Consider the following 23,039-nt stretch of genomic DNA (forward strand, 5'->3'; position numbering starts at 1 on the left):
TTTCGTCTCGTCTGATCCGGTGGTTACAGGTTTTTGAATTCCGGACGGGACGGCAACATATCCAGAAACGCGCGAACTTTGGCTGACGATGATCTGCCTTCCGGCCACACGGCGTGCATCGGCACCGGCACCGGCTCGAATTCGCTTAAAACCACCTCTAGGCGGCCATCGTCCACCGAATGCCTTATCTGCCAGAGGGGCGAGTAGCCCAAACCCAATCCGTGAGCTGCGGCTGCGTAGATCGGTGCCATCAAATTGGATCGAAAACTGCCAGCCACTTTCACCGCCCGAGGTTTCCCCTCAATCTGAAACATCCATTCACCTGGACGCTGGTCGGAGGTTCGAACAATGCAGCTGTGCTTGCTCAGTTCAAAAGGATGGGTTGGTCGGCCACGGCCTTCAAAGTAGGAAGGCGAGCCGAACACGACGCGCCGCAACGCGCCCAAGCGTCTGGCCCGCAAGCTGGAATCCGGCAAATTGCCGATCCGTATTGCCAGATCGAGGCCCTCGGCACCAAGATCAACAAATCCATCGGAAAGCTGGAGGTCAACCTCGACCCGCGGATACATCTGCATGTAGTCGGCGATGACAGGTACAACGAAATCCGGGCCGAACAGAACTGGCGCGCTCACGCGCAGGATACCTGATGGCTCCGATCGTTGGTTGGCGGCTTGAAGTCTTGCGTCGTTTATTTCGTCGACGGCGGGTTTGATGCGGTGGAAAAACGCCACTCCGGCTTCGCTCGGTGTCGAACGGCGCGTCGTTCTCTGCACAAGCTCGACCCCGACGGATTCCTCCAGCGTCGCCAAAGACCGGCTGATCGATTGCAGTGAGCGGTTCAGCCGACGTGCGGCGGCCGTCAAACTTCCATGCTCGACGACTGCCATGAACGCTTCAAAATCATCTATCCGGCTCATGGCATCTCCTTTTCTCTCGAAAATCGAGAGAAACTATCGCAAAGCCAAACAATTGTAACGCTGTTCGCGAGTTTTTATTTCCCTCGAAGAAAATCCCGAAAGGGCAAGCTTCGTGGAAGGGAATTGTCATGCGAGCACCCAATCCAACCGTCCTGGTCGTGGGCGCAACAGGCCGATTTGCCGGACTGGTTGTGCCTGAACTTGTCCGCCGCAATGCCACCGTTCGAGCATTCATTCGCGACCCCGCGAGCGCCGAAAAGGCCCGGAGGCTCGGAGCATCCGAGGTCGTGACCGGCAATTTGCGCGACCCTCAGAGTCTCGAAAATGCCGTCGAGGACGTCGACGGCGTCTTTCACATCGGACCGGCCTTTGCCCCCGATGAAGCGGCCATGGGTGTTGGGATGGTTGAGACTGCAGCACGAGCAGGCGTTCGAAAATTCGTCTTTTCGTCAGTGATCCAGCCGACCAATACGAGGCTCAAAAACCATGCGAGCAAGGTGCCGGTCGAGGATGCTCTCTACTCGACGAATATGGAATACACCATTCTGCATCCCGCCAATTTCATGCAGAATATCGCAGCAGCCTGGCCGTCCGTCGTTAGGGATGGCGTTTTCTCGGAACCGTTTCCAAAGACAGCAAAGCTGGCGCGCGTCGATTACCGCGATGTCGCCGAAGTGGCAGCGATCGCATTGACCGAAGCGCGGTTGTCCTATGCCACCCTCGAGCTGTGCGCTGGTATGCATAGCCGGGAAGAGATCGCTTCAATGATGAGTGAGGAACTTGGCCGCTCGATCTCTGCTGGCGAGCCGACCTTCGGCGAGTGGGCAGCGAATGCCCGCCTTCCCTACGATGACCGCCAATTGCAGCTGCTGGCTAAAGTACATGACCACTACGCCAAGTACGGCCTCGGCGGAAACAGTCTGACATTGCGCTGCGCTTTGGGCCGCGAGCCGCGTTCGTTGCGAAGCTTTATTCGGGAGCTAGCCCTGCAATCGGCACAGATCGCCTGATCGCGCTCACGCATTTTCCGACTAGGAGAGTCCATGCATGCATCACCGCAAAAGACATTGAAGCTGAGAAAACTGCCGCCTTCCTACAGTGCAGTGGTAATGCCGTTCGTTCTTTCAATCCTCATGACCTGTATTATCTCGGCGGTTTCGACGGCGATCGGCACGGGCTGGACGAACGGTTTCGTAGCGACTTGGTCATACGCATGGGGCGTATCATGGCTTGTTGCGTTTCCGAGCCTGCTGATTGTCCTTCCGATCGTGCGCCGGATCGTTGCGGCAATTGTCGATCAGCCGGCCCGCCCCTGACACTATGAAACCGAAGCGATGGGCGCTCGTCGCTCCAGCAAAAGCAAACAATAACGGCCCCTTGCGGGGCCGTTCTCATGTTCAATGCCGTCTTCTTGTTTGTCTTGCTCAGGTGAGCGGTGAAAGCTGGATCTCGACGCGGCGGTTCTGGGCACGGCCGGCGGCCGACGCGTTGGAGGCGATCGGACGCGTCTTGCCGAAGCCGGTGACGGCGAAGCGGCGGGAATCGACGCCCTGCCCGGACAGATAGTTGGCGACCGCCAGCGCGCGGCGCTGCGACAGGTCGAAATTGTGTTCGTCGCCACCGGTCGAGTCGGTGTGGCCGAACACGTCGACCGTGGTCTGCCGGAACTTGTTCAGCACAAGTGCGACCGAATTCAGCACTTGATAGAAGCCGGGCTTCACCGCGTCCTGGTCGACGTTGAAAGTGATGTCGGACGGCATGTTGAGGATGATCTGGTCGCCGGTGCGGGTGACGCTGACGCCAGAGCCCTGAAGCTGCCGGCGCAGTTCGGCCTCGTTCTGGTCCATCGTGGCGCCGATGGCGCCGCCGGCGAGCGCGCCGACGCCAGCGCCGATCAGCGCATTACGGCGATCGTTGCCGCCGGCAAGCAGGCCGAGCCCCGCACCCGCCAGCGCGCCGATGCCGGCGCCGGCCGCAGTGTTGGAAACCTTCTGCTCTCCGGTATACGGATCGGTTGTAGTGCAGGCACTCACGAGCACAGCCGTCGCCACGACGACGAGCACAGTCTTTCTCATTGGGTAGTCCCTCTCCAGTCCGCGGTCCCACCGGTGGCGCGCCGCATCAGCCCTTCCGTTGCATCGGCCCGAAAATCATCGATTTTCGGAAGCACGATGCATAGATTCAAAGTCTTAGAGCGTACTTTGTGCGTCCAAGTGGACGCACGTCGCTCTAATGCTTGTAACATGAAATGCGGCGAAAAATGGAACGGGAAAAGCGGCTGGCTATGGCTTTTCCCGGTCAATTGCACGGCCGCGGTATTGCGCAATTCTGATCGGCTACCAGAGATTATCGGCTACCAGAGATTCTTGCCGTCGATGACAACGACCTCGACCTGATCGAGGTCGAAATCGTCGAACAGGCGCGAATTAACGCTGATTTTCGGATTGTCGAAATCCGGCTTGCCGGTCGACCAGTCCGGCGTTTCGGTGAAGGTGCCGCAGCCGCAGGTGGCGCAGAAACCGTGTTTGATCGTTTTCGACCCCCACCGGTAGAAGGAGACATTCTTGAGTGGGCTGGTGAGCTTGAATTGCGACGGGGTGTAATAGGCCCACAACGAGCCGCGTTTCGAGCAGAAGGAGCAGGTGCATTGCGTCACGGTTAGCGGCGCTTGCGAAACTTCGAACGTCGTCGCCCTGCAGTGGCAGCTTGCCTTTATGGTCATGAACGCCTCCTCACGATTGCCTGCCGCCCGCGCGGCAAGGCAACATAAAGAGACACTCCTGACAACCGTCTATCAGCAGACTCGCTTGCCTGCGTCGGACGCGTGGCGCGCTTCAATCTTTTTGATGCATGTCGTTATCCCAAAACCGCTGCGCACCATCGGGTCAGGCTCTGGGTCAGGCCCTTGGGGCAAGCTTTTGGGCGACATACATTAAAACGACGACGGTGGCACGAACAGGCAGATGGTCTTTCCATCATTGGCGCCGGCGACCGAGCACCAGTGATATTCGCCATCGGGCGAATTCTTGATCCGTCCATCGCTGTAGGACACGACCTCGCCTGTCCCCTTGATGACATAGCCCTCCGGACGCTCGCTGATCGACGTCTGCGAAACCGCGCGGCAATCATAGCCGGAACAACAGGAGAATGGGTAACTCCACCCTTGCGGCCTCGCCGCAGTCGGCTTGGCATCGTGCGCAAACGCAGGTGCCATCAGCACTGCGATCGCTCCGGTCGTGAACAAGAAAAGCAGGGGTCGGCCCGCCGTTTGTACGGCTGAAGCCGATCGGGTCATTGAAGCAGGCATGGGCGAAGTCCTATCAAACGAGTTATCAAGCGTTTCGCTTGCCCGCCCAGAACGTGTCTTCCCAGTAGCCGGATCGTCAGGTCGCAGATATGCCGCGTCCGGCCATAAATGCTTTTTCTCCCAAGCCCTGGATGCTGGGCTGATTCCTTGGTTGGCGCAAGAAATTGCTGATGCTTCAGCCCAACAACCAACATCCAGCGCACCAACCCCGGAAACTGGATTCGGTTCCGGCGTTGACCGCGCGCAGATGACAAAATATTAGAATATGCTTTTGTAAGTCAACTTCGACATTCGGCCACCCCCAAATCGGAACCCGTCAGTCGATATCGGCCACCACTTCGCCGGCGCCGCCCTCGATGCGCTGCGACAGCGACGCCTCCATGAAATCGTCGAGGTCGCCGTCCAGCACGCTCGACGGGCTTGTGCTCTCGACGCCAGTGCGCAGATCCTTCACCAGCTGATAGGGCTGCAGAACGTAGGAGCGGATCTGGTGGCCCCAGCCGATATCGCTCTTCGATGCTTCGGTGGCGTTCGCCACCGCCTCGCGCTTCTTCAGCTCTTCCTCGTAGAGCCGCGAGCGCAGCATCTCCCAGGCCTTCGCCTTGTTCTTGTGCTGGGAGCGCTCGGCCTGGCAGGCGACCGCGATGCCGGTGGCGAGATGGGTGATGCGGACCGCCGAATCGGTGGTGTTGACGTGCTGTCCGCCCGATCCGGACGAACGATAGGTGTCGATGCGGACATCCGATTCGGAAACGTCGATCTCGATCGTATCGTCGATCACGGGATAGACCCAGACGCTGGCAAACGACGTGTGGCGGCGCGCATTGCTGTCGTAGGGCGAAATACGCACGAGACGGTGAACGCCGGATTCCGTCTTCAGCCAACCATAGGCATTGTGGCCCTTGATCAGCAGCGTAGCGGACTTGATGCCGGCCTCTTCGCCGTCATGCACTTCCAGCACCTCGACCTTGAAGCGCCGCCGCTCGGCCCAACGCGTGTACATGCGCAGAAGCATCGAGGCCCAGTCCTGGCTTTCGGTGCCGCCGGCGCCGGCATGGACTTCGAGATAACTGTCGTTGGCGTCCGCCTCGCCCGAAAGTAGCGTCTCGATCTGGCGAGCCTTTGCTTCGCCGCGCATCGAGCGGATCGCCGCTTCCGCCTCGGCGATGACGCTCTCGTCGCCCTCTTCCTCGCCAAGCTCGATCAGGCCGATATTGTCTTCCAGCGCTTGGGTGAGGCCTTTGACCGCGGCGATGCCTTCCTCGAGGCCCTGGCGCTCACGCATCAGCTTCTGCGCCTCCAGCGGTTCGTTCCAGAGACTCGAATCCTCGGCACGCACATTCAGGTATTCAAGCCGCTTTATGGCTTGATCCCAGTCAAAGATGCCTCCTCAGCAGGGTTATCGCCTGCCTGATTTCGTCGACAATGTTCTGCGTTTCCGCGCGCATGGCTGGTCGTTCTGTCCTGTGCTGAAATGGTGCCCTGTTGCTTAAACAGAGCTGGGTTGGCGCGATACATAGGGACGGCACCGCCGCCTGTAAAGCGAAATGGGCCGGCTCGAAAGCCGGCCCAGAACACCATGTCCTATGTCAATACAGCCCGCCGCCGCCGGACTGGATGGCTTGGTTGGCCTGTGGCGACAGCGCGCCGCCGGAGGCGTTGGAGCCGTCCGCACCCATGCCGATCACCCAATAGCTGTCGGCGGGGCCGGTGCCCGGCTTGAAGGCTTCGATAAAGGCGCCAGCGTCGTCTGGGTTGGCAGCCATGCCGGTCTTGCGGTTGATGGCGATCAGCTTCATGCCTTCGGGAACCTGGAAATCGACATTGGGCGTGCCGTCCAGCGCCACGCGCATGAAGTCCTTGAAGATCGGCGCTGCGAGACCGCCGCCGGTCGCGCCCTTACCAAGACCTTTCGGCTGATCATAGCCCATATAAAGGCCGACAACGAGATTGGGCGTGTAGCCGATGAACCAGGTATCCTTCTCGTCGTTTGTCGTTCCGGTCTTGCCGGCGATGTGGCGGCCGAGTTCGGCGACGGTGGCGCCGGTACCGCGCTCGACGACGCCCTCCATCATCGAGGTGATCTGATAGGCGGTCATCGGATCGAGCACCTGCTCGGAATTGTCGACCAGTTCTGGCTCAGGCTGGTTCTGCCATTCGGCGGCGTTGCAATTTTCGCAGCCGCGTTCGTCCTGCCTGTACACCGTCTTGCCGTAGCGATCCTGGATGCGGTCGATCAGCGTCGGCTTGATCGACTTGCCGCCGTTGGCCATGATCGAATAAGCCGACACCATGCGCATCACGGTGGTCTCGCCCGAACCCAGCGCCATCGGCAGATACGGCGCCAGACGGTCATAGACGCCGAAGCGCTCGGCATATTCCGCGACCAGCTTCATGCCCATGTCGTTGGCCAGGCGCACAGTCATCAGATTGCGCGACCTCTCGATGCCGGACCGCAAGGTCGCCGGGCCAGCTGTCCTTCCATCGTAGTTCTTCGGCGTCCAGGTCGTGTTGCCGCTCTTGATGGTGATCGGGCCGTCCATGATCACCGAAGCCGGCGTATAGCCATTGTCGAGGGCGGCCGAATAGACGATCGGCTTGAACGACGAACCCGGCTGCCGCATGGCTTGCGTGGCACGGTTGAATTCGGATTGCGAGTAGGAGAACCCGCCGACCATGGCCAGAACACGGCCGGTATGCGGATCCATGGCGATCATGCCACCTTCCACTTCGGGGGCCTGGCGCAGGATATAGGCCCCGTCCGTACCCTCTTTCTTCTGCACGAAGATGACATCGCCCGGCTTCAGCACGTCCGCCAGCGATTTGGCCTTGACGGTCTTGCCGCCGACCACATGACGCATGGCGAAGCTCATGTCCTCGCGGCTGACGGTGCCTTCGATGCGATCCTTGACGAGTTCGCCCGAGATCTGCCGGGTCGGCCGAAGGCCGATCGACAGGCCGCTCTCCGAGCTGTCGAGCACGACGGCGAGCGACCATTCGGGCACGTCGTCCAGTCCCTTGACTTCGCTCAAAGGCACGCCCCAGTCGCCGGATACGCTGATGGTCTTCACCGGCCCGCGATAGCCGCGCAGCGTATCGAACTTCATCAGGCCGTTCTGCATGGCTTTGCGGGCGATCAGCTGCATCTTGGGATCGAGCGTCGTACGGACGGACAGGCCGCCCTCGTAGAGCGCATTCTCGCCGTAGCGCGCGCTGATCTGGCGACGCACTTCCTCGGTGAAGTATTCGCCGGCGAACAGATAGGTGCCGGAGCGGCGTGGCTTGACGCCGAGCGCCTCGGCCTTGGCCTTCGCGCCTTCCTCTTGCGTGACGTAGCCGTTGCCGACCATCTGGTCGATGACCCAGTTGCGGCGCTCGATGGCGCGGTCGGCATATTTGAAGGGGTGATAGTTGGAGGGGCCCTTCGGCAAAGCCGCCAGATAGGCCGCCTCCGCCACGGTGAGTTCATTCACCGCCTTGTCGAAATAAGTGAGTGCCGCGCCGGCGACGCCATAGGCGCCAAGCCCGAAGAAAATTTCGTTGAGGTAAAGCTCGAGAATGCGGTCCTTCGAATAGGCCTGCTCGATGCGGAAGGCGAGGATCATCTCCTTGATCTTGCGCTCGTAGGTCTGGTCCGAGGACAACAGGAAGTTTTTCGCCACCTGCTGGGTGATCGTCGAGGCGCCGACCTGGCGCTTGCCCGAGCCGAAATTCTGCAGATTGACCATCACAGCGCGGCCAAGGCCGGTCATATCGATGCCGGGATGATTGTAGAAATTCTTGTCCTCGGCGGACAGGAAGGCCGCCTTGACACGGTCCGGCACCGCCTGGATCGGCAAATACAGGCGCCGCTCGCGCGCATATTCGGCCATCAGCGCACCGTCAGACGCATGGATGCGGGTCGTCACCGGCGGTTCATACTTGGCCAGGACCTCGTAGTCGGGCAGATCCTTCGACAAATGGCTGATATAGATCGCCACGCCCGCCGCGACCAAAAGGGCCAGCGCCGTGCCGATGCCGAAGAAATAACCAATGAGACGAATCATGCCCGCTCCAGTCCTTGGTTCGGGAATCCCCTAAACGAAGCCGCCTTTCGCGCAAGCTTTCGAGACGATCCCGACCGGTAATCGAAAATCCATGTCGCCACCATGTGGGCAAAATGCGGCAGCACGGAATTTCGGCTTCGAATGGCGGAAATAAGTGCAGGGTGTTGTCGTCGTGCAACGCTGCCTCTGGTTGTAGCGCGGCTGGCATCTCAGCCTCCGGTTCCGCCTCCGGCCCGGGCTGAGGCGAACAGGGCGATGGCATTGGTTATGCTCTGGGCCGCCTTGCCGCGCCAATCGGCGCTGAGCAGTTGCGCCTCGTCCTTGGCGTTCGACAGATAGCCGAGTTCGACCAGCACGGAGGGGACATCCGGTGCCTTCAACACCTTGAAGCTGGCCGAACGCTGCGGATTGTTGATGAGGCCGACGCTGGTGGAAAGCTGGCCGACCAAAGTTTGGGCAAAACGCATCGAGAAACCGTGCGTCTCGCGGCGGATCAGGTCGATCAGGATGTCGGTCACTTCCTTGTCGTCGTCCTTGATTTCCATGCCGGCGAATTGATCGGAAAGGTTTTCACGGTCGGCGAGCGCCTGCGCTTCGGGATCGGAAGCCTTGTCGGAGACGGTGTAGACGGTTGCGCCGCGAAGGCCCTTGACCCTGATCGTGTCGGCGTGGATCGAAATGAGCAGATCGGCCTCGTGCTGGCGGGCAATTCGCACGCGGTCGTCCAGCCGCAGGAATTGGTCCGTCTCGCGCGTCATGAACACGTCGTATTTGCCGACTGCGGCAAGTCTTTCCCGCAATTCGGTGGCGAAAGCGAGCGTGACGTTCTTTTCGACCGTGCCGTTCAGGCCCTCGGCGCCGCCGTCGATGCCGCCATGGCCTGGATCGATGACGACGGTGAAGCGATGGCCTGGATTGGAGACCGGGCCGGTGCCGACCCTGCCGCCCTTGTCGGAAGAGACCGTCGAGCCGGTGGTCAGCGCCTGATTGGCAAGAGCGGCGTCGAACTCCCGCACGGACGCCGCAGACATGTCGATTGCGATGCGGTAGCCGCTGCCGTCCTCGTTCTTGAGCACGTCGAGCCTGTCGACGGCGAACGGGCCCTTGCCGGTGAGAATCAGCCGCGACACCCCCTCGCCGAGATCGCCGTAGCGCACGCTCCTGACCAGGCCGCGCGCCTTCACATCCTTGGCATTGATGGCGAATTTCGTGATTGGCAGGTCGACGACCAGACGGTGGGGGCCGCGCAGCAGGAACCATTTGACGTCCGGCTCGCGGTCGAAATTCATGACGATGCGCATCTTGGTGGCGTCACCCGCCATTTTGTAGCTCGTCACGGCGAGCGGCGCGTCGGCGGCAAAGGAAACCGGCGAAAAGGCCAGGCAAGCGACAACCAGCGACAGCAGACAAGCATCGCGGAAGTGGGCAGCGCGGAAGTAGGCAGCGCGGAAGTAGGCAGCGTAGAAAAAAATGGCTCCGGCGCGACCACTCTTGTGCGTGAAGACTGCCAGTGCCATCTCTTTCCAGTCGCTCCGGTTTGGCGCCAGGCGCCCAATCTTGTTTGTCGGAGTGTCGTCGTTTTGTCGAAGTGCAGGTTAGGCCGCGAACTCGATTAACGATTGGTATCCAGAGAAGGTTAACCAAGCCTTTTCATGCAACGCTCAAAGCCGTGCTTCCGTTGCGGAACTGCTTTTTGCCGGCATCGGAAATCGGGGTTGCCTTCCAACCCGCCAAATCATAAAAGCGATGGTGGATCACTGCAATCCTGGAACCGTCCTTCTCCGCAGCTTCCTGCTACAGGTCAGATGAACGACGGCTCCTTTCGCTTCAGGCGAAGAAGGTATCAAGTGATCGCGATGAATTTCGCAGGTGCGAGCCCGTGGCGGGGGAAGCGCCTGCGTGAGGAAAACGGCCGGGATTGTCCCGCGCCGGCTCTGTATGAGCAAACAAGCTGGTCCGGTTTTCCCGGGCTTTGGTTCAAAAAGGTTCTGCTGGTTACGATGGCTTCAAGCGCAATCATGGAAAGGTCCGCAGTAAACCGCGCCATTATGGCTGCGGGCGGCACCGCCATAGCGCTCAGGCAGCGGCCGGCGGACATTCAATTGCCCGGCACCCATGTTCATCCACACTCACAGCGGCGGGCTTTGCCCCGCAAGCTGCGGCTGACGGCTGCCGGGGGGAAACGAAATAATGCCCAACAAGATGCTGATAGACGCCTCCCACCCGGAGGAAACACGTGTTGTCGTCGTTCGCGGTAACCGTATTGAAGAATTCGACTTTGAATCCCAGGACAAAAAGCAGCTCAAAGGAAACATCTACCTCGCCCGCGTAACGCGCGTCGAACCCTCGCTTCAGGCAGCCTTTGTCGAATATGGCGGCAATCGTCACGGTTTCCTCGCCTTCAGTGAAATTCATCCCGACTACTACCAGATTCCGGTCGCCGACCGTCAGGCGCTGCTGCGCGCGGAAGCGCAGGAGGCTGAAGACGAGGACGATGAGGACGGCGAAGGCGACGACCGCCAGAGCCGCGATCGCGGGCGGCGGGGACGCCGGCGCGGCGGCAAGAGCCGCGACCGAGGCGAGCACAAGCGTGATGCAGGTGCGGCCGATTCGGACGATTCTGTCGAGTCCAACGACAGCGGTTCCAATGAGGGCGGCGAACACGGCAAGGATGCGGTCGCGGAGAACGTCGATGCCGTTTCCGAAAATGTCGACACGCCGTCGGATACTTCGGAACATGGCGAGGATGCCGCCGGTCATGTTGACGCGAGTCATAATGAGACGAGCCATGATGAGACTGGGCCTTCCGAAGGCGGACCCAATTCCATCGCCGCCAGCATCGAAGCGGATGTGATTTCCGAAGTCGTGGCGCAGCCGGACTCGGCCGGCGAAGCCACGTCCACCGACAATGATCGCGGCATGCTGGAAGAGGTGCAGTCCTCGCATCCGGACGACCATGAGGTCGAATCGGTCGGCGCCGAGGATGCGCTTGAAGAAGCGCGCAACCGCCGCAAGCCGGTGCGCCGCCAATACAAGATCCAGGAAGTGATCAAGCGCCGGCAGATCCTCCTGGTGCAGGTCGTGAAGGAAGAGCGCGGCAACAAGGGCGCGGCGCTCACCACCTACCTGTCGCTTGCCGGCCGCTATTCGGTGCTGATGCCGAACACGGCGCGTGGCGGCGGCATCTCGCGCAAGATCACCAACGCGCAGGACCGCAAGCGGCTGAAGGAGGTCGTCGCCGATCTCGAAGTGCCGCAGGGCATGGGCGTCATCCTGCGCACAGCCGGCGAAAGCCGCACCAAGGCCGAGATCAAGCGCGACTACGAATATCTGATGCGGCTTTGGGAAAACGTCCGCAATCTGACGCTGCAGTCCACGGCCCCTGCCCTGGTCTACGAGGAAGGCAGCCTGATCAAGCGCTCGGTACGCGATCTCTACAACAAGGATATCGACGAGATCCTGGTTTCCGGCGAAGAGGGCTATCGCGAGGCCAAGGACTTCATGCGCATGCTGATGCCGAGCCACGCCAAGGTCGTGCAGCCGTTCCGCGACACGACGCCGATATTCGTACGCAATGGCATCGAGGCGCAACTCGACCGCATGCTGCAGCCGCAGGTGACCCTAAAGAGCGGCGGCTACATCATCATCAACCAGACCGAAGCGCTGGTCGCCATCGACGTCAATTCGGGCCGCTCCACCAAGGAGCACTCGATCGAGGACACGGCGCTTCACACCAATCTGGAAGCGGCCGAGGAAGTCGCACGGCAGCTGAGGCTGCGCGATCTTGCCGGCCTGATCGTCATCGACTTCATCGACATGGAGGAGAACCGCAACAACCGCTCCGTCGAAAAGCGGCTGAAGGATCACCTCAAGAACGATCGCGCCCGCATCCAGGTCGGCCGCATCTCGCATTTCGGCCTGATGGAGATGTCGCGCCAGCGCATCCGAGCCAGCGTGCTGGAATCGACGATGAAGCCGTGCCCGCATTGCGGCGGCACCGGCCATGTGCGGTCCGATTCGTCTGTCGCGCTGATGGTGGTGCGGGCGATCGAGGAATTTCTGCTCAAGGATTCGCGCAGCCACATCACGGTGCGGACGCCGGCGGCGACCGCGCTCTATGTGCTCAACCACAAGCGCGGCACGCTGGTGGAGCTCGAAAGCCGCTTCGGCCTGACCATCACCGTCGAAGCCGACGACACGGTCGGCGCCCAGCACTATGCGATCTTCCGCGGCGCGCTGGCTGAAAAGCCTGAAGGCTTCGTCGAGGTGCGCACCTTGCCCGCCTATGTCGAGCCGGAAGAGCCCGCCGACGAAATCGTCATCGACGAGGAGGAAGACGAGGCCGTTGCACCGGCGGAGCAACCGCGCCAAGCCCAGCAGCCGCAGCAGCCAAGGCCAAGCGAGGATGGCGAAGGCCGCGACCGCAAGCGCCGCAAGCGCCGCAGACGGCGCGGCGGCAAGGATCGCGACCGCGAGCATGGCGCCCCAATGGAAGGCGCGTCCCTCCCCGCCACTGCCGAAGGCGTATCCGAGGCGTTAAGCGATGAAGGCGTCGAAGCAGACCACGAGGACCAGGTCGGCGTCACTGAGGCGGTGGAAGCGTCGGATGACGGTCAAGTGGTGGATGAAGGTCAGGGCAAGAAACGCCGGCGCGGCAAGCGCGGCGGCAAGCGCAATCGCCGCGAGGACGAAGGCGAGGTCGATGCAGGCACTGCAGAATTTGCTGACAGCCCCGAAGGCGAAGTCTTGGAGGGCGTAGCCGTCTCCAGCGAGCCGGTAGCAACAACGCCGGTCGAAGAGCCTGTGGACCTTGCTCCGGCCAATGACGACATGCCGAGCGCCGAAAAGCCGAAGAAGCCGCGCCGCGCCGCCAAGCCGAAGAAGGCTGCGGCGGACGTCGTCGCCGAGACGGCGGTAGCCGAGCCGGAAACCTCTGCCGAGGCTCCCGCACCTGTTCCGGAGGAAACAGTCGTGGCCACCGTCGACGAAAAACCGAAGGTCCGCCCATCGCGACGCAAGCCTGTACCGGTAGATGCTCCGGTTGAGCCGATCGTGTCTTCGACTGTTGCCGAAGAGGAAAAGACCGAGGAAAAGCCGAAGCGTGCCGGCTGGTGGCAGCGGAAAGGCTTTTTCTAATTTTTTCGGTAGTTTAGCCTGATCTTTTGACCAAAAGAATCCCGCGCTGTCCTGTCGACAGCGCGGGAATTTTCTTGTCTGAAGCCTCACAATCTCTATGGCGCCCCCAAATCTTTATGGCGCGAAGACCGACCAGTTCATCATCTTCGCCAGCCTTTCCAGCGCAATCGACCCCAGCCTGGAATTGCCGTTGGCGTTGAGGCCGGGCGACCAGACGGCGAGCGAAGCCACGCCCGGCACGATCGCCAAAATGCCGCCGCCAACGCCGCTCTTGCCGGGGATGCCGACGCGAAAGGCGAAATCGCCGGAGCCGTCATAATGACCGCAGGTCAGCATCATCGCGCCAATGCGGCGGGCGCGCTCGGCCGAAACAACGGAATGGCCGGTCGCCGGGTTCTTGCCGCCATTGGCAAGGAAGCGGCCGGCCAAAGCCAGTTGCCGGCAGCTCATGGCGATGGCGCAATGATGGAAATAGACGCCCAGCGCCAGGTCCGGCGCGTGGTTGAGATTGCCGAAGGATTTCATGTAGTTGGCAAGCGCCAAGTTGCGAAAACCGGTGGCCCGTTCCGAAGCCGCGACCTCGCGGTCGATGATGATGGTCTCGTCGTCGGCCAGGAACTGGATGAAGCGCAGGATCTCGCCGATCGCCTCGCGCGGCTGGTGGCCGGCGAGCAGAATGTCGGAAATGACGATAGCGCCGGCATTGATGAACGGATTGCGCGGAATGCCGTTCTCATGCTCGAGCTGGACGATCGAGTTGAACGGGTTGCCCGAAGGCTCGCGCCCGACACGCTGCCACAACGCGTCGCCGACGTTGCCGAGCGCCAACGTCAGCGTGAACACCTTCGAAATGCTCTGGATCGAAAACGGCTCATCGGCGTCGCCCGCCATCAGCACGCGACCGTCATTGGTCACGGCGGCGATACCGAACTTTTTCGGATCGACCTTGCCGAGTTGTGGAATGTAGGTCGCGACTTCGCCGCGATCCGTGCGCTCCGCCATTTCGGCGGCAATTTCGGTCAAAGCCTGTTCGAGTTCCGGCATTCGCGCTACTTCAGCCAGCGTTCGAGGCGCATCATCGCCTCGACCATCTCATCGTGGCTGCCGGCGTAGGAAAAGCGCATGGTTCGATGGCCTTGAAGCGGATCGAAATCGCGGCCGGGCGTCGCCGCCACATGCGCCTCGGCCAGCATCTTGCGCGCGAAGGCCATACTGTCGTTGGTGTGCCTGGTGACATCGCAGAAAGCGTAGAACGCCCCGTCCATCGGTGCCGCCAGCGCAAAGCCGATTTCGGGCAGGCGTGTCATCAAAAGCTCGCGATTCCAGGCGTAGCGCGCCTTCACCGCCTCCAATTCCCCGGTCGCCTTGAATGCCTCGATCGCGGCGATCTGGGACAGTTCCGGCGGTGAGATGTAGAGACTCTGGGCGATGCGCTCGACCGGCCGCACCAATGCTTCCGGCAGCACCATCCAGCCGATACGCCAACCGGTCATGCAGTAATATTTCGAGAAGGAATTGATCACCGTCACGTCCTGGCCGTAGGCAAGCGCCGTCGTGTCCGGCGCAGCGTAAGCCAGCCGGTGATAGATCTCGTCGGAGATCACGGCGATGCCGAGCTCTTGCGCCGTCGTCACCAGCGCCGACAGCTCGTCGGCGGGGATAATTGCCCCGGTCGGATTGGCCGGGCTGGCAAACAACACACCCTTCAGCTTCTTTTCGCGATGCGCGGCCTTCAGATGTTCGGCGTGGAGATAGGCATCACCGTGGAGCTCGATCTCGACGATCTCGATGCCGAGCGCTGCCATGATGTTGCGATAGGCCGGATAACCGGGTGCGGCGATGGCGACACAATCGCCTGGATCGAACATCGCCAGAAAGGCCAGGTTGAATGCGGCCGACGATCCGGTGGTGACGGCGATCCGGCCGGGTGAAACGGCATGCCCGTAGTGGTCGGCATAGTGCTGCGCGATGGCCTGGCGCAGGCCGGAAAGACCCAATGCGTCGGTGTAGCCGATGCGCCCCATCTTCAATGCATTCGTCGCCGCTTGCCTGACCCCGGCCGGCGCCGGGTCGGACGGCTGGCCAACGGCCATGGAAACAACCGGCACGCCCTTTGCCTTCAGCCGATTCGCTTCCGCCAGAATATCCATGGCGTGGAACGGCTCGACTTCGCCGCGACGCGAAAGCGATACAACCATTTGACCTCATTCCTGGGCGGCCCTTGGGTCGGCCCTTTGGTCGGCACTTGTCGGCTGCCGGCGCCGAGCTTTGGCGTCCCGCGCCGCACAAATGCCCGATTGATGTGAGGATCACAAGTTCGGTAAAGTTTCGGTGCCGACTTTTCATCCTTCGCCCGCTCGTCTACCAGTGGACCTGCCATGTTTAGCCGACCCAAATCGACGATAGCCAGGGCAGCGCGCGCCTTCGCGACGCTTTCGCTTGCCGCGACGGTCGCTGTGACCGGCACCATCAGCGCCTTAGCGCAAAACGTGCCGGTGGTGCGCGATGCCGAGATCGAGGCGCTGGTACGCGATTATGCGCGGCCGATCTTCCGGGCCGCGGGCCTGCCGGAAGACGGCGTCGACATCGTGCTGGTCAACGACCAGAGTTTCAACGCCTTCGTTGCCGGGTCCCGTCTGTTCATCAACACCGGCGCCCTGATGTCGGCGGAGACGCCCAACGAGATCATCGGCGTCATCGCACACGAAGCCGGCCACATTGCCGGTGGGCACCAGCAAAAATTGCGCAACCAGCTCGAACGCGCCAAGACGATGGCCATCATCGCGACGCTGCTTGGCGCCGGCGCCATCGTCGCCGGCGCCACCACCAAAAGCCGGGGCCTCGCCGGCGCCGGCATGGGGGTCGCGGCTGGCGGCGGCGAGATGGCGCAGCGCAGTATCCTCGCCTATCAGCGCACCGAAGAGATGACCGCCGACCGCTCGGCGATAACCTATCTCAATGCCACCGGTCAGTCCGGCCTGGGCATGCTTAAGACCTTCGGCCGCTTTCAGAGCGCGCTCTCGCTGTCAGGGGCGCAGGTCGATCCCTACCGGATCAGCCATCCGCTGCCGCGGGAACGCATCGCCAATCTCGAAGTCCTGGTCAAGCAGAGCCCCTATGTCGACAAGGTCGATACGCCGGCACTGCAGCAGCGGCACGACATGATGCGCATCAAGATCGCCGCCTATATGGGAGGCAAGGCCGCCGCATCGCGGCTGATGCGCAAGAACCCGGCCAGCCTCGCCTCGCAATATGGCGACGCGCAGACGAGCTATCTTTTCGGCGATCTGGCCGGCGCGCTCGCCAAGACCAACGCGCTGATCAAGGCACAGCCGAAAAACCCCTATTTCCAGGAATTGCGCGGCGACATCCTGATGAAGGCGAACAGACCGAAGGCCGCCGCCGAAGCCTATGCCAAGGCGGTCAGCCTCGATCCGGCGCGATCCGGGTTGCTGTCGGTCTCCTACGGCCAGGCGCTGATGGCCATCGGCACGCCCGAATCCCTGGAGAAAGCGGTGGTGCAGATCAACAAGGGCCTCGGGCGCGACCGGGAAAACGCCGTCGGTTACCGCCATCTGGCGCAGGCCTATGGCGAGCTCGGCAACATTCCGGCCGCCGATCTTGCAACCGCCGAAGGCCATTTCTATTCCGGCGCCTACAAGGATGCCAAGATCTTCGCAATGCGCGCGCAGATGAAAATGAAGCGCGGCGAACCGGGCTGGATCCGCGCGCAGGACATCATAAACTACGCACCATCAGGCAAGAAAAAGTGAACCTTCCGACCGTGCGCGGCGACATGTAGTCGGACCAATCGAGGTCAGACCAATCGGGCCGGAAACCAGGCAAGAGGATTAGGGACGATGAACAAGGCAATTCTGCTGGGCACCACGGGAGTGGCGGTCGCTCTCGCCATGCTGGGTTTCGGGTTCGTGACCGGAAGTCCGCAGACGGCAAAGGCCGATGCCGTGCAGATCGCCCAGGCGGCGCCCGCCGACACCAAGATCGACCGGGCCGAAGTCGAAGGCATCATCCGCGACTATCTCCTGAAGAACCCCGAAGTGCTGCTGGAGGCTCAGGAAGCGCTCGAGGCCAAGCAGAAGGAGGCGCAGCGCCTCGCCAGTCTCGCCATCATCAAAGATGCCAAGGACCAGATCTTCAACTCGGCCTTCGACGGCGTCGTCGGCAATCCGAACGGTAAGGTCACCATCGTCGAGTTCTACGATTACAATTGCGGCTACTGCAAACGCGCCATGGAGGACATGAAGACGCTGACGACAGCCGATCCGGACCTGCGCTTCGTGCTCAAGGAGTTCCCGATCCTCGGCCCGGATTCGCAGAAGGCGAGCGTCGTCTCGATGGCCTTCCACCTGATGATGCCGGAGAAATACGGCGAGTTCCACAACGCGCTGCTCGGCGCCCAGGGACGCGCCACCGAAGCAGCGGCCATCAAGGTAGCGCTTTCGCTCGGCGCCGACGAAGCGACGCTGCGCGAGAAGATGAAGGACCCGTCGATCGCCGAGGCCCTCTCCAAGACCTATGACATTGCCAACAAGCTGGCCATAACCGGAACGCCCTCCTATGTGGTCGGCAACGAGGTGGTGTTCGGGGCGCTCGGCCAGCAGGTGCTGGCGGAGAAGATCGAGGCGGCCAAGGCCGCACTCTGATCGGTTTCGGCGCAAGGCATTTTCCGCCTATTGTGGACAGCGAAAGAACCCACTTGCGCTCTTTTCGCAGGCGTCTAAGCCCATTATAGAGGTCCGGCGCGCCGACTGATGCCGGCGCTGATGTGGTGGATTTGAATCCGAAATTCGTTCAAAGCGCTGCTTCAAGATATTGCGAATTTCGGATTCAAAACCACACTGGAAAAAGGTCGGCATTTTGAAAACGGTTTTCGTCCTGAACGGTCCCAACCTCAACGCGCTCGGCAAGCGCGAGCCGGGCATCTATGGCGGCAAGACGCTTGCCGCGATCGCCGACGATTGCAAGCAGGCAGGTGCGGCGCTTGGGCTCGAGATCGATTTCCGTCAGTCGAACCATGAGGGCGACCTCGTCGACTGGATACAGGAAGCCGCCGACAAGGCTGTCGGCATCGTCATCAATCCGGGCGCCTACAGCCACACCTCGATCGCCATTCACGACGCCATCCGCTCAGTCGCGCCATTGCCCGTCGCCGAAGTTCATCTTTCCAACATCCATGCGCGGGAATCATTCCGCCACGTCTCCATGGTCTCGCCGGTCGCCGTCGGCTTGATCTGCGGGTTCGGGCCGCTCGGCTACACACTGGCGCTGCAGGCGCTGGCCGCACGCCTATGACTGGCCAACAAACAGAAGGCTCGAAAATGTCGATTAAGAAGAATGGTGTTGACCAGCAGCTTATCCGCGATCTGGCGGGCATACTGAACGACACCAACCTCACCGAGATCGAGGTCGAGCTGGGTGACTTGAAGGTGCGCGTGTCGCGACAGGCGCCGGCCGTCCATGCGGTCGCCGCACCGCAGCCCGCCTACGCGCCGCCGGCAGCGCAGCCGGCGGCCGCAGCCGCCCCGGCAGCGGGCGACGTGTCCAAGAATGCAGTCGCCTCGCCCATGGTCGGCACCGCCTACCTGGCGCCGTCGCCCGACGCCAAGGCGTTCATCGAGGTCGGCCAGCAGGTCAAGGAAGGCCAGACGCTGCTGATCATCGAGGCGATGAAGACGATGAACCAGATCCCCTCGCCCCGTGCCGGCACGGTGACGGCGATCCTGTTCGAGGATGCGCAGCCGGTCGAATACGGCATGCCGCTCGTCGTGATCGAGTAGAGCCGGGAACAGCCGAAAAATGTTCCAGAAAATCCTCATCGCCAATCGCGGCGAAATCGCTTTGAGAGTGCTGCGCGCCTGCAAGGAGCTCGGCATCCAGACGGTGGTGGTGCATTCGACAGCCGACGCCGACGCCATGCATGTGCGGCTCGCCGACGAGAGCGTCTGCATCGGGCCGCCGCCGTCGCGCGACAGCTATCTCAACATCCACCAGATCGTCGCGGCCTGCGAGATCACCGGCGCCGACGCGGTGCATCCGGGCTACGGCTTCCTGTCGGAGAATGCCAAATTCGCCGATATCCTCGCCGCGCACAACATCACCTTCATCGGCCCGACCGGCGATCACATCCGCATCATGGGCGACAAGATCGAGGCCAAGCGCACCGCCAAGCGCCTTGGTATTCCGGTGGTGCCCGGGTCCGACGGCGCGGTCACCGAGGAAAAGGAAGCCAAACGCATCGCCGCCGAGATCGGCTATCCCGTGATCATCAAGGCGTCGGCCGGCGGCGGCGGACGCGGCATGAAAGTTGCGCGCAGCGAAGCCGATCTTGTCGTCGCGCTGCAGACGGCGCGCTCGGAAGCCGGTGCTGCCTTCGGCGACGACGCCGTATACATCGAGAAATACCTTCAAAAGCCACGCCACATCGAGGTGCAGGTATTCGGTGACGGTGCCGGCCACGGCGTGCATTTCGGCGAGCGCGACTGCTCGCTGCAGCGCCGTCACCAGAAAGTCTGGGAAGAAGCGCCCTCGCCGGCCCTCAATGCCGAGGAGCGCGCGCATATCGGCGGCGTCTGCGCCAGGGCGATCGCCGATCTTGGCTATTCCGGCGCCGGCACTATCGAATTCCTCTACGAGAACGGCGAATTCTACTTCATCGAGATGAACACGCGCCTGCAGGTCGAGCATCCGGTGACGGAGGCGATCACCGGCATCGACCTCGTGCACGAGCAGATCCGCGTCGCCTCGGGCGCTGGGCTTTCGGTGCGCCAGCAAGACATCCGCTTCCAGGGCCACGCCATCGAATGCCGCATCAATGCCGAGGATGCGCGCACCTTCACTCCCTCGCCCGGCACGATCACCCACTTCCACACGCCGGGCGGCCTCGGCATCCGTGTCGATTCCGGCGTCTATTCCGGCTACAAGATCCCGCCCTACTACGACAGCCTGATCGGCAAGCTGATCGTGCACGGCCGCAACCGTGTCGAATGCATGATGCGGCTGCGGCGGGCACTCGACGAATTCGTCGTCGACGGCATCAATACGACGCTGCCGCTGTTTCGCGATCTCGTCGGCAATGCCGATATCGCCAATGGCGAGTATGACATCCACTGGCTGGAAAAATATCTGGCCAAAGAGGATTAGGTCGTGAACTTATAGAATATAATGATGCGATGACCCGTCCCTACGCGCCAGGCTATCGCATCCCGACCGACCTGTTGCTCAAGGCCTACGCCTCGGGTGTCTTCCCGATGGCCGAAAGCGCCACCGATCCCGAAGTGTTCTGGGTACGGCCGGAGACGCGCGGCATCATCCCGCTCGATGGTTTTCACACGCCCAAAAGCCTGAGGAAGGCGATCCGGAAAAACCTGTTCGACATCCGTTTCGATTTCGACTTCGAGGCGACGATCGATGGCTGCGCCGAGAGGCGCGAGGAACGCCGGTCGACCTGGATCAATGCGCCGATCCGCGAGGCCTATGTCGAACTCCATAGGATGAGCCATTGCCATTCGGTCGAAGCCTGGCGTGAGGGTCGGCTGGTTGGCGGCCTCTACGGCGTGTCGCTCGGCCGGGTGTTCTTCGGCGAAAGCATGTTCGCCAGGGAAACGGACGCGTCGAAGGTCTGCCTGGTGCATCTGGTCGAACGCCTGAAGGAACGGCGCTTTGCGCTGCTCGACACCCAGTTCACCACCGAGCACCTCAAACGCTTCGGCGCGGTCGACGTGCCAAGGGGCAAGTATGAAAAGATGCTGGCTGACGCGCTGAAGGGCGAAGCGGTCTTTTTCCCGTGATCTGCGCCAGGGTCAGTGTTTTGCGGCAGGCTCAAGAGGCGTCTGCGCGTGGAACATCATCTTCCAGCCATTGACGCGATGGACATAACCGGTGCTGACCAGCGCCGCATAAGGCTCGCCATTCTCGCGAGTGGCATGGGCCTCATAGGTCAGTATGACGATGTCGCTGCCCGGCTCGATGATGCCCTTGAGGTCGATGTCGAGATCGCGCCAGCGGTTCGGGTCCGTCGCGGTTCCGGCCAGGTCGGCGTTGCTCATCGTTTGCGCCATCTGTGGGAAGGCCACCAGGCATTCGGTGTCGGCATTGGCTTTGAAATAGGCAGCGTCGCCGGTCCAGAACCCTCTTTCGAGATCGAGGAGTTCGTTCTTGTTGGCCATCATGGGGACATCTCCGTAATGCCAGCCATGACCAACGCACGGAGAATAAGGCGGTTCCAGAAGGCTCAGCATGTGATCCCGAACAGGTGATTCCGCATCTGGCGCCCTAAAGCGCGTCGCGTTTGACCGGCCTCTACCGGCCTCATGCGACGCGCTTTAGGTTGTTGTTTTATGCATGTCGTTATCGCAAAACCGCTGCACACTTTTGCGCGACATGCATTAATTGGATTTAGCAGCGTCGGGTGCCGGCACCTCCGACTTCTGCTTGCAGCCCTTCAGCCAGACGTCGTAGACGGCGTGCTCGACGGCGTTGAGACCGGGGCTTTCGGCAAACATCCAGCCGGTGAAGATGCGGCGGATCTTGCGATCCAGCGTGATCTCGTCGACCTCGACGAAGGAATCGGTCTTCGGCTCCTCGGTTTGCGGCTGCGAATAGCAGATGCGCGGCGTCACCTGCAAAGCACCGAACTGCACCGTCTCGTCGATATAGACATCGAAGGTGATGATGCGGCCGGTGATCTTGTCGATGCCGGCGAATTCGGCGACGGGATTGGTGATGCGTTCCGGTGCCGCCGGCGCCGCCGGAGCCACTGTCGCATCCGGTTCCATTGGCGCCTCCGGTGTCGCTGGCGCCTCCGGCGTCGCTGGCTCCTCCCAGGCCTCCGGTTCGATTGGCGCCTCCAGCGTCTGTGCGGCGGCCATGGCGCAAGCGACAAGAGCGGCGGCCACCGTCAGTCCGCCTATCGAGATTCGGCTGAAAATGCTCATGCAAGGATCCGGTGGTTGGCGCCCGGGGTGATTCTGTCGCGCCCAAGGCTAGTCGCTGCTGTCAGATCGACAAGCAGCTAAACGCCAATTGTGGCGATAAAGGACCGATCCGCCCTTGACCAGCGGTTACGACCCCGGCGTCCAGGCGTCGTAGTCGCCCGTCACCTGTGGGCGGTGCTGATTGCTGAGTATGGAACCCTTGGGGCGATAGGCGGCGGCACTTCCGGTAAGGTTCGGCTGATGCGGTTTCTGCCAGTCGCGTGGCTTGTAGTTTTCGCTCGGCGGCGCGGTATCAACGCGGTGATGCATCCAGCCATGCCAGCCGGGCGGAATCATCGAGGCTTCCGAATAGTCGCGATAGATGACCCAGCGGCGGGTGCGGCCTTCCGAATCGACACCACCTTCGTAGTAGACGTTGCCAGCCTCGTCCTGCCCGACTTTCTTGCCATGCCGCCAGGTGTGGAAGCGCGTGCCCAGCGTCTGGCTGTTCCACCAGGTAAAAAACTGCAGAAGGAACGTCTTCATCCAAAATCCTCGCGGCAAGTCCTCGCGGCGGCACCCGTTGCCTGCTTATGGCGTCAGGCCATCGCTAAGGCAAGGGTTTTGCTGCAAGCGTCACGCAAATCGCGGTCGGAAAACCGATGCAAACCTGGCAAGCCTTTCGCCTCTGTCGAGGCAT

Annotated in this window: 21 protein-coding genes; 9 read left to right on the top strand and 12 right to left on the bottom strand. The window is 61.6% G+C overall.

The features are described 5' to 3' along the window. Positions 1 to 23 precede the first annotated feature (23 nt). On the bottom strand, positions 24 to 917 hold the full coding sequence (locus tag BQ8482_RS30765; RefSeq protein WP_123151025.1) for a LysR family transcriptional regulator: 894 nt from the start codon (positions 915 to 917) through the stop codon (positions 24 to 26). 128 nt (positions 918 to 1,045) lie between these two features. Between BQ8482_RS30765 and BQ8482_RS30770 the strand changes: the two genes are divergently transcribed. Both BQ8482_RS30770 and BQ8482_RS30775 read left to right on the top strand, forming a co-directional pair. Further along, on the top strand, positions 1,046 to 1,927 hold the full coding sequence (locus tag BQ8482_RS30770; RefSeq protein ID WP_123151026.1) for an NmrA/HSCARG family protein: 882 nt from the start codon (positions 1,046 to 1,048) through the stop codon (positions 1,925 to 1,927). Between the two features lie 33 nt (positions 1,928 to 1,960). Next, complete coding sequence (locus BQ8482_RS30775; protein ID WP_123151027.1) at positions 1,961 to 2,233, top strand: DUF2798 domain-containing protein; 273 nt, start codon at positions 1,961 to 1,963, stop codon at positions 2,231 to 2,233. 108 nt (positions 2,234 to 2,341) lie between these two features. Here BQ8482_RS30775 and BQ8482_RS30780 read toward each other — a convergent pair whose 3' ends face one another. The 6 genes from BQ8482_RS30780 to BQ8482_RS30805 form a co-directional block, all read right to left on the bottom strand. Beyond that, positions 2,342 to 2,992 (bottom strand): YiaD family glycine zipper/OmpA-like lipoprotein, encoded by a 651-nt coding sequence (locus tag BQ8482_RS30780; protein ID WP_123151028.1) that lies wholly within the window; start codon positions 2,990 to 2,992, stop codon positions 2,342 to 2,344. A 278-nt stretch (positions 2,993 to 3,270) separates the two neighbouring features. Next, positions 3,271 to 3,639 carry a GFA family protein gene (locus BQ8482_RS30785; protein ID WP_123151029.1) on the bottom strand — a complete coding sequence of 123 codons (369 nt, stop codon included), beginning with the start codon at positions 3,637 to 3,639 and terminating at the stop codon, positions 3,271 to 3,273. Between the two features lie 210 nt (positions 3,640 to 3,849). Beyond that, the gene (locus tag BQ8482_RS30790; protein ID WP_123151030.1) at positions 3,850 to 4,224 is read right to left on the bottom strand and encodes a hypothetical protein; all 375 of its coding nucleotides are present in this window, start codon (positions 4,222 to 4,224) and stop codon (positions 3,850 to 3,852) included. Positions 4,225 to 4,540: 316 nt separating this feature from the next. After that, a protein-coding gene (prfB, locus tag BQ8482_RS30795; RefSeq protein WP_123151031.1) for a peptide chain release factor 2 occupies positions 4,541 to 5,672 on the bottom strand; the annotation gives its coding sequence in 2 pieces (ribosomal slippage) (positions 4,541 to 5,605 and positions 5,607 to 5,672; 1,131 coding nt in all). A 141-nt stretch (positions 5,673 to 5,813) separates the two neighbouring features. After that, positions 5,814 to 8,270 carry a penicillin-binding protein 1A gene (locus tag BQ8482_RS30800; RefSeq protein WP_123151032.1) on the bottom strand — a complete coding sequence of 819 codons (2,457 nt, stop codon included), beginning with the start codon at positions 8,268 to 8,270 and terminating at the stop codon, positions 5,814 to 5,816. 209 nt (positions 8,271 to 8,479) lie between these two features. Then, complete coding sequence (locus tag BQ8482_RS30805) at positions 8,480 to 9,787, bottom strand: N-acetylmuramoyl-L-alanine amidase (RefSeq protein ID WP_123151033.1); 1,308 nt, start codon at positions 9,785 to 9,787, stop codon at positions 8,480 to 8,482. A gap of 673 nt (positions 9,788 to 10,460) precedes the next feature. On the opposite strand from BQ8482_RS30805, the gene BQ8482_RS30810 reads away from it, so the two are divergent. Beyond that, positions 10,461 to 13,406: an Rne/Rng family ribonuclease gene (locus tag BQ8482_RS30810; RefSeq protein WP_123151034.1), complete on the top strand. Its 2,946-nt coding sequence runs from the start codon at positions 10,461 to 10,463 to the stop codon at positions 13,404 to 13,406. A gap of 114 nt (positions 13,407 to 13,520) precedes the next feature. Here BQ8482_RS30810 and BQ8482_RS30815 read toward each other — a convergent pair whose 3' ends face one another. Together BQ8482_RS30815 and BQ8482_RS30820 are read right to left on the bottom strand one after the other, a co-directional pair. Next, positions 13,521 to 14,450 (bottom strand): glutaminase, encoded by a 930-nt coding sequence (locus BQ8482_RS30815; protein WP_165848789.1) that lies wholly within the window; start codon positions 14,448 to 14,450, stop codon positions 13,521 to 13,523. A 5-nt stretch (positions 14,451 to 14,455) separates the two neighbouring features. Next, positions 14,456 to 15,604 (bottom strand): pyridoxal phosphate-dependent aminotransferase, encoded by a 1,149-nt coding sequence (locus BQ8482_RS30820; protein WP_123151036.1) that lies wholly within the window; start codon positions 15,602 to 15,604, stop codon positions 14,456 to 14,458. 180 nt (positions 15,605 to 15,784) lie between these two features. Between BQ8482_RS30820 and BQ8482_RS30825 the strand changes: the two genes are divergently transcribed. The 6 genes from BQ8482_RS30825 to aat all read left to right on the top strand — a co-directional run bounded on the left by BQ8482_RS30825 (position 15,785) and on the right by aat (position 21,214). Beyond that, positions 15,785 to 17,179, top strand: a complete 1,395-nt coding sequence (locus BQ8482_RS30825) for a M48 family metalloprotease (RefSeq protein ID WP_123151037.1) — start codon at positions 15,785 to 15,787, stop codon at positions 17,177 to 17,179. A gap of 87 nt (positions 17,180 to 17,266) precedes the next feature. Further along, positions 17,267 to 18,070 (top strand): DsbA family protein, encoded by an 804-nt coding sequence (locus tag BQ8482_RS30830; protein ID WP_123151038.1) that lies wholly within the window; start codon positions 17,267 to 17,269, stop codon positions 18,068 to 18,070. A 214-nt stretch (positions 18,071 to 18,284) separates the two neighbouring features. After that, positions 18,285 to 18,719: a type II 3-dehydroquinate dehydratase gene (gene aroQ, locus BQ8482_RS30835; protein WP_123151039.1), complete on the top strand. Its 435-nt coding sequence runs from the start codon at positions 18,285 to 18,287 to the stop codon at positions 18,717 to 18,719. Positions 18,720 to 18,745: 26 nt separating this feature from the next. Further along, complete coding sequence (accB, locus tag BQ8482_RS30840; protein ID WP_123151040.1) at positions 18,746 to 19,204, top strand: acetyl-CoA carboxylase biotin carboxyl carrier protein; 459 nt, start codon at positions 18,746 to 18,748, stop codon at positions 19,202 to 19,204. 19 nt (positions 19,205 to 19,223) lie between these two features. Further along, positions 19,224 to 20,567 carry an acetyl-CoA carboxylase biotin carboxylase subunit gene (gene accC / locus BQ8482_RS30845; protein WP_123151041.1) on the top strand — a complete coding sequence of 448 codons (1,344 nt, stop codon included), beginning with the start codon at positions 19,224 to 19,226 and terminating at the stop codon, positions 20,565 to 20,567. A 29-nt stretch (positions 20,568 to 20,596) separates the two neighbouring features. Beyond that, the gene (gene aat, locus BQ8482_RS30850) at positions 20,597 to 21,214 is read left to right on the top strand and encodes a leucyl/phenylalanyl-tRNA--protein transferase (RefSeq protein ID WP_095492025.1); all 618 of its coding nucleotides are present in this window, start codon (positions 20,597 to 20,599) and stop codon (positions 21,212 to 21,214) included. A gap of 12 nt (positions 21,215 to 21,226) precedes the next feature. Here aat and BQ8482_RS30855 read toward each other — a convergent pair whose 3' ends face one another. The 3 genes from BQ8482_RS30855 to BQ8482_RS30865 form a co-directional block, all read right to left on the bottom strand. Then, a complete protein-coding gene (locus tag BQ8482_RS30855; protein ID WP_095492024.1) occupies positions 21,227 to 21,595 on the bottom strand; it encodes a hypothetical protein in 369 nt (122 codons plus the stop codon). A 216-nt stretch (positions 21,596 to 21,811) separates the two neighbouring features. Next, positions 21,812 to 22,360 (bottom strand): DUF2155 domain-containing protein, encoded by a 549-nt coding sequence (locus tag BQ8482_RS30860; protein ID WP_123151042.1) that lies wholly within the window; start codon positions 22,358 to 22,360, stop codon positions 21,812 to 21,814. A gap of 126 nt (positions 22,361 to 22,486) precedes the next feature. Continuing rightward, positions 22,487 to 22,885, bottom strand: a complete 399-nt coding sequence (locus tag BQ8482_RS30865) for an NADH:ubiquinone oxidoreductase subunit NDUFA12 (RefSeq protein ID WP_123151043.1) — start codon at positions 22,883 to 22,885, stop codon at positions 22,487 to 22,489. Between the last annotated feature and the right edge of the window lie 154 nt (positions 22,886 to 23,039).

The sequence above is a fragment of the Mesorhizobium delmotii genome (assembly GCF_900149755.1).
GTDB classification, from domain to species: Bacteria; Pseudomonadota; Alphaproteobacteria; order Rhizobiales; family Rhizobiaceae; genus Mesorhizobium; species Mesorhizobium delmotii.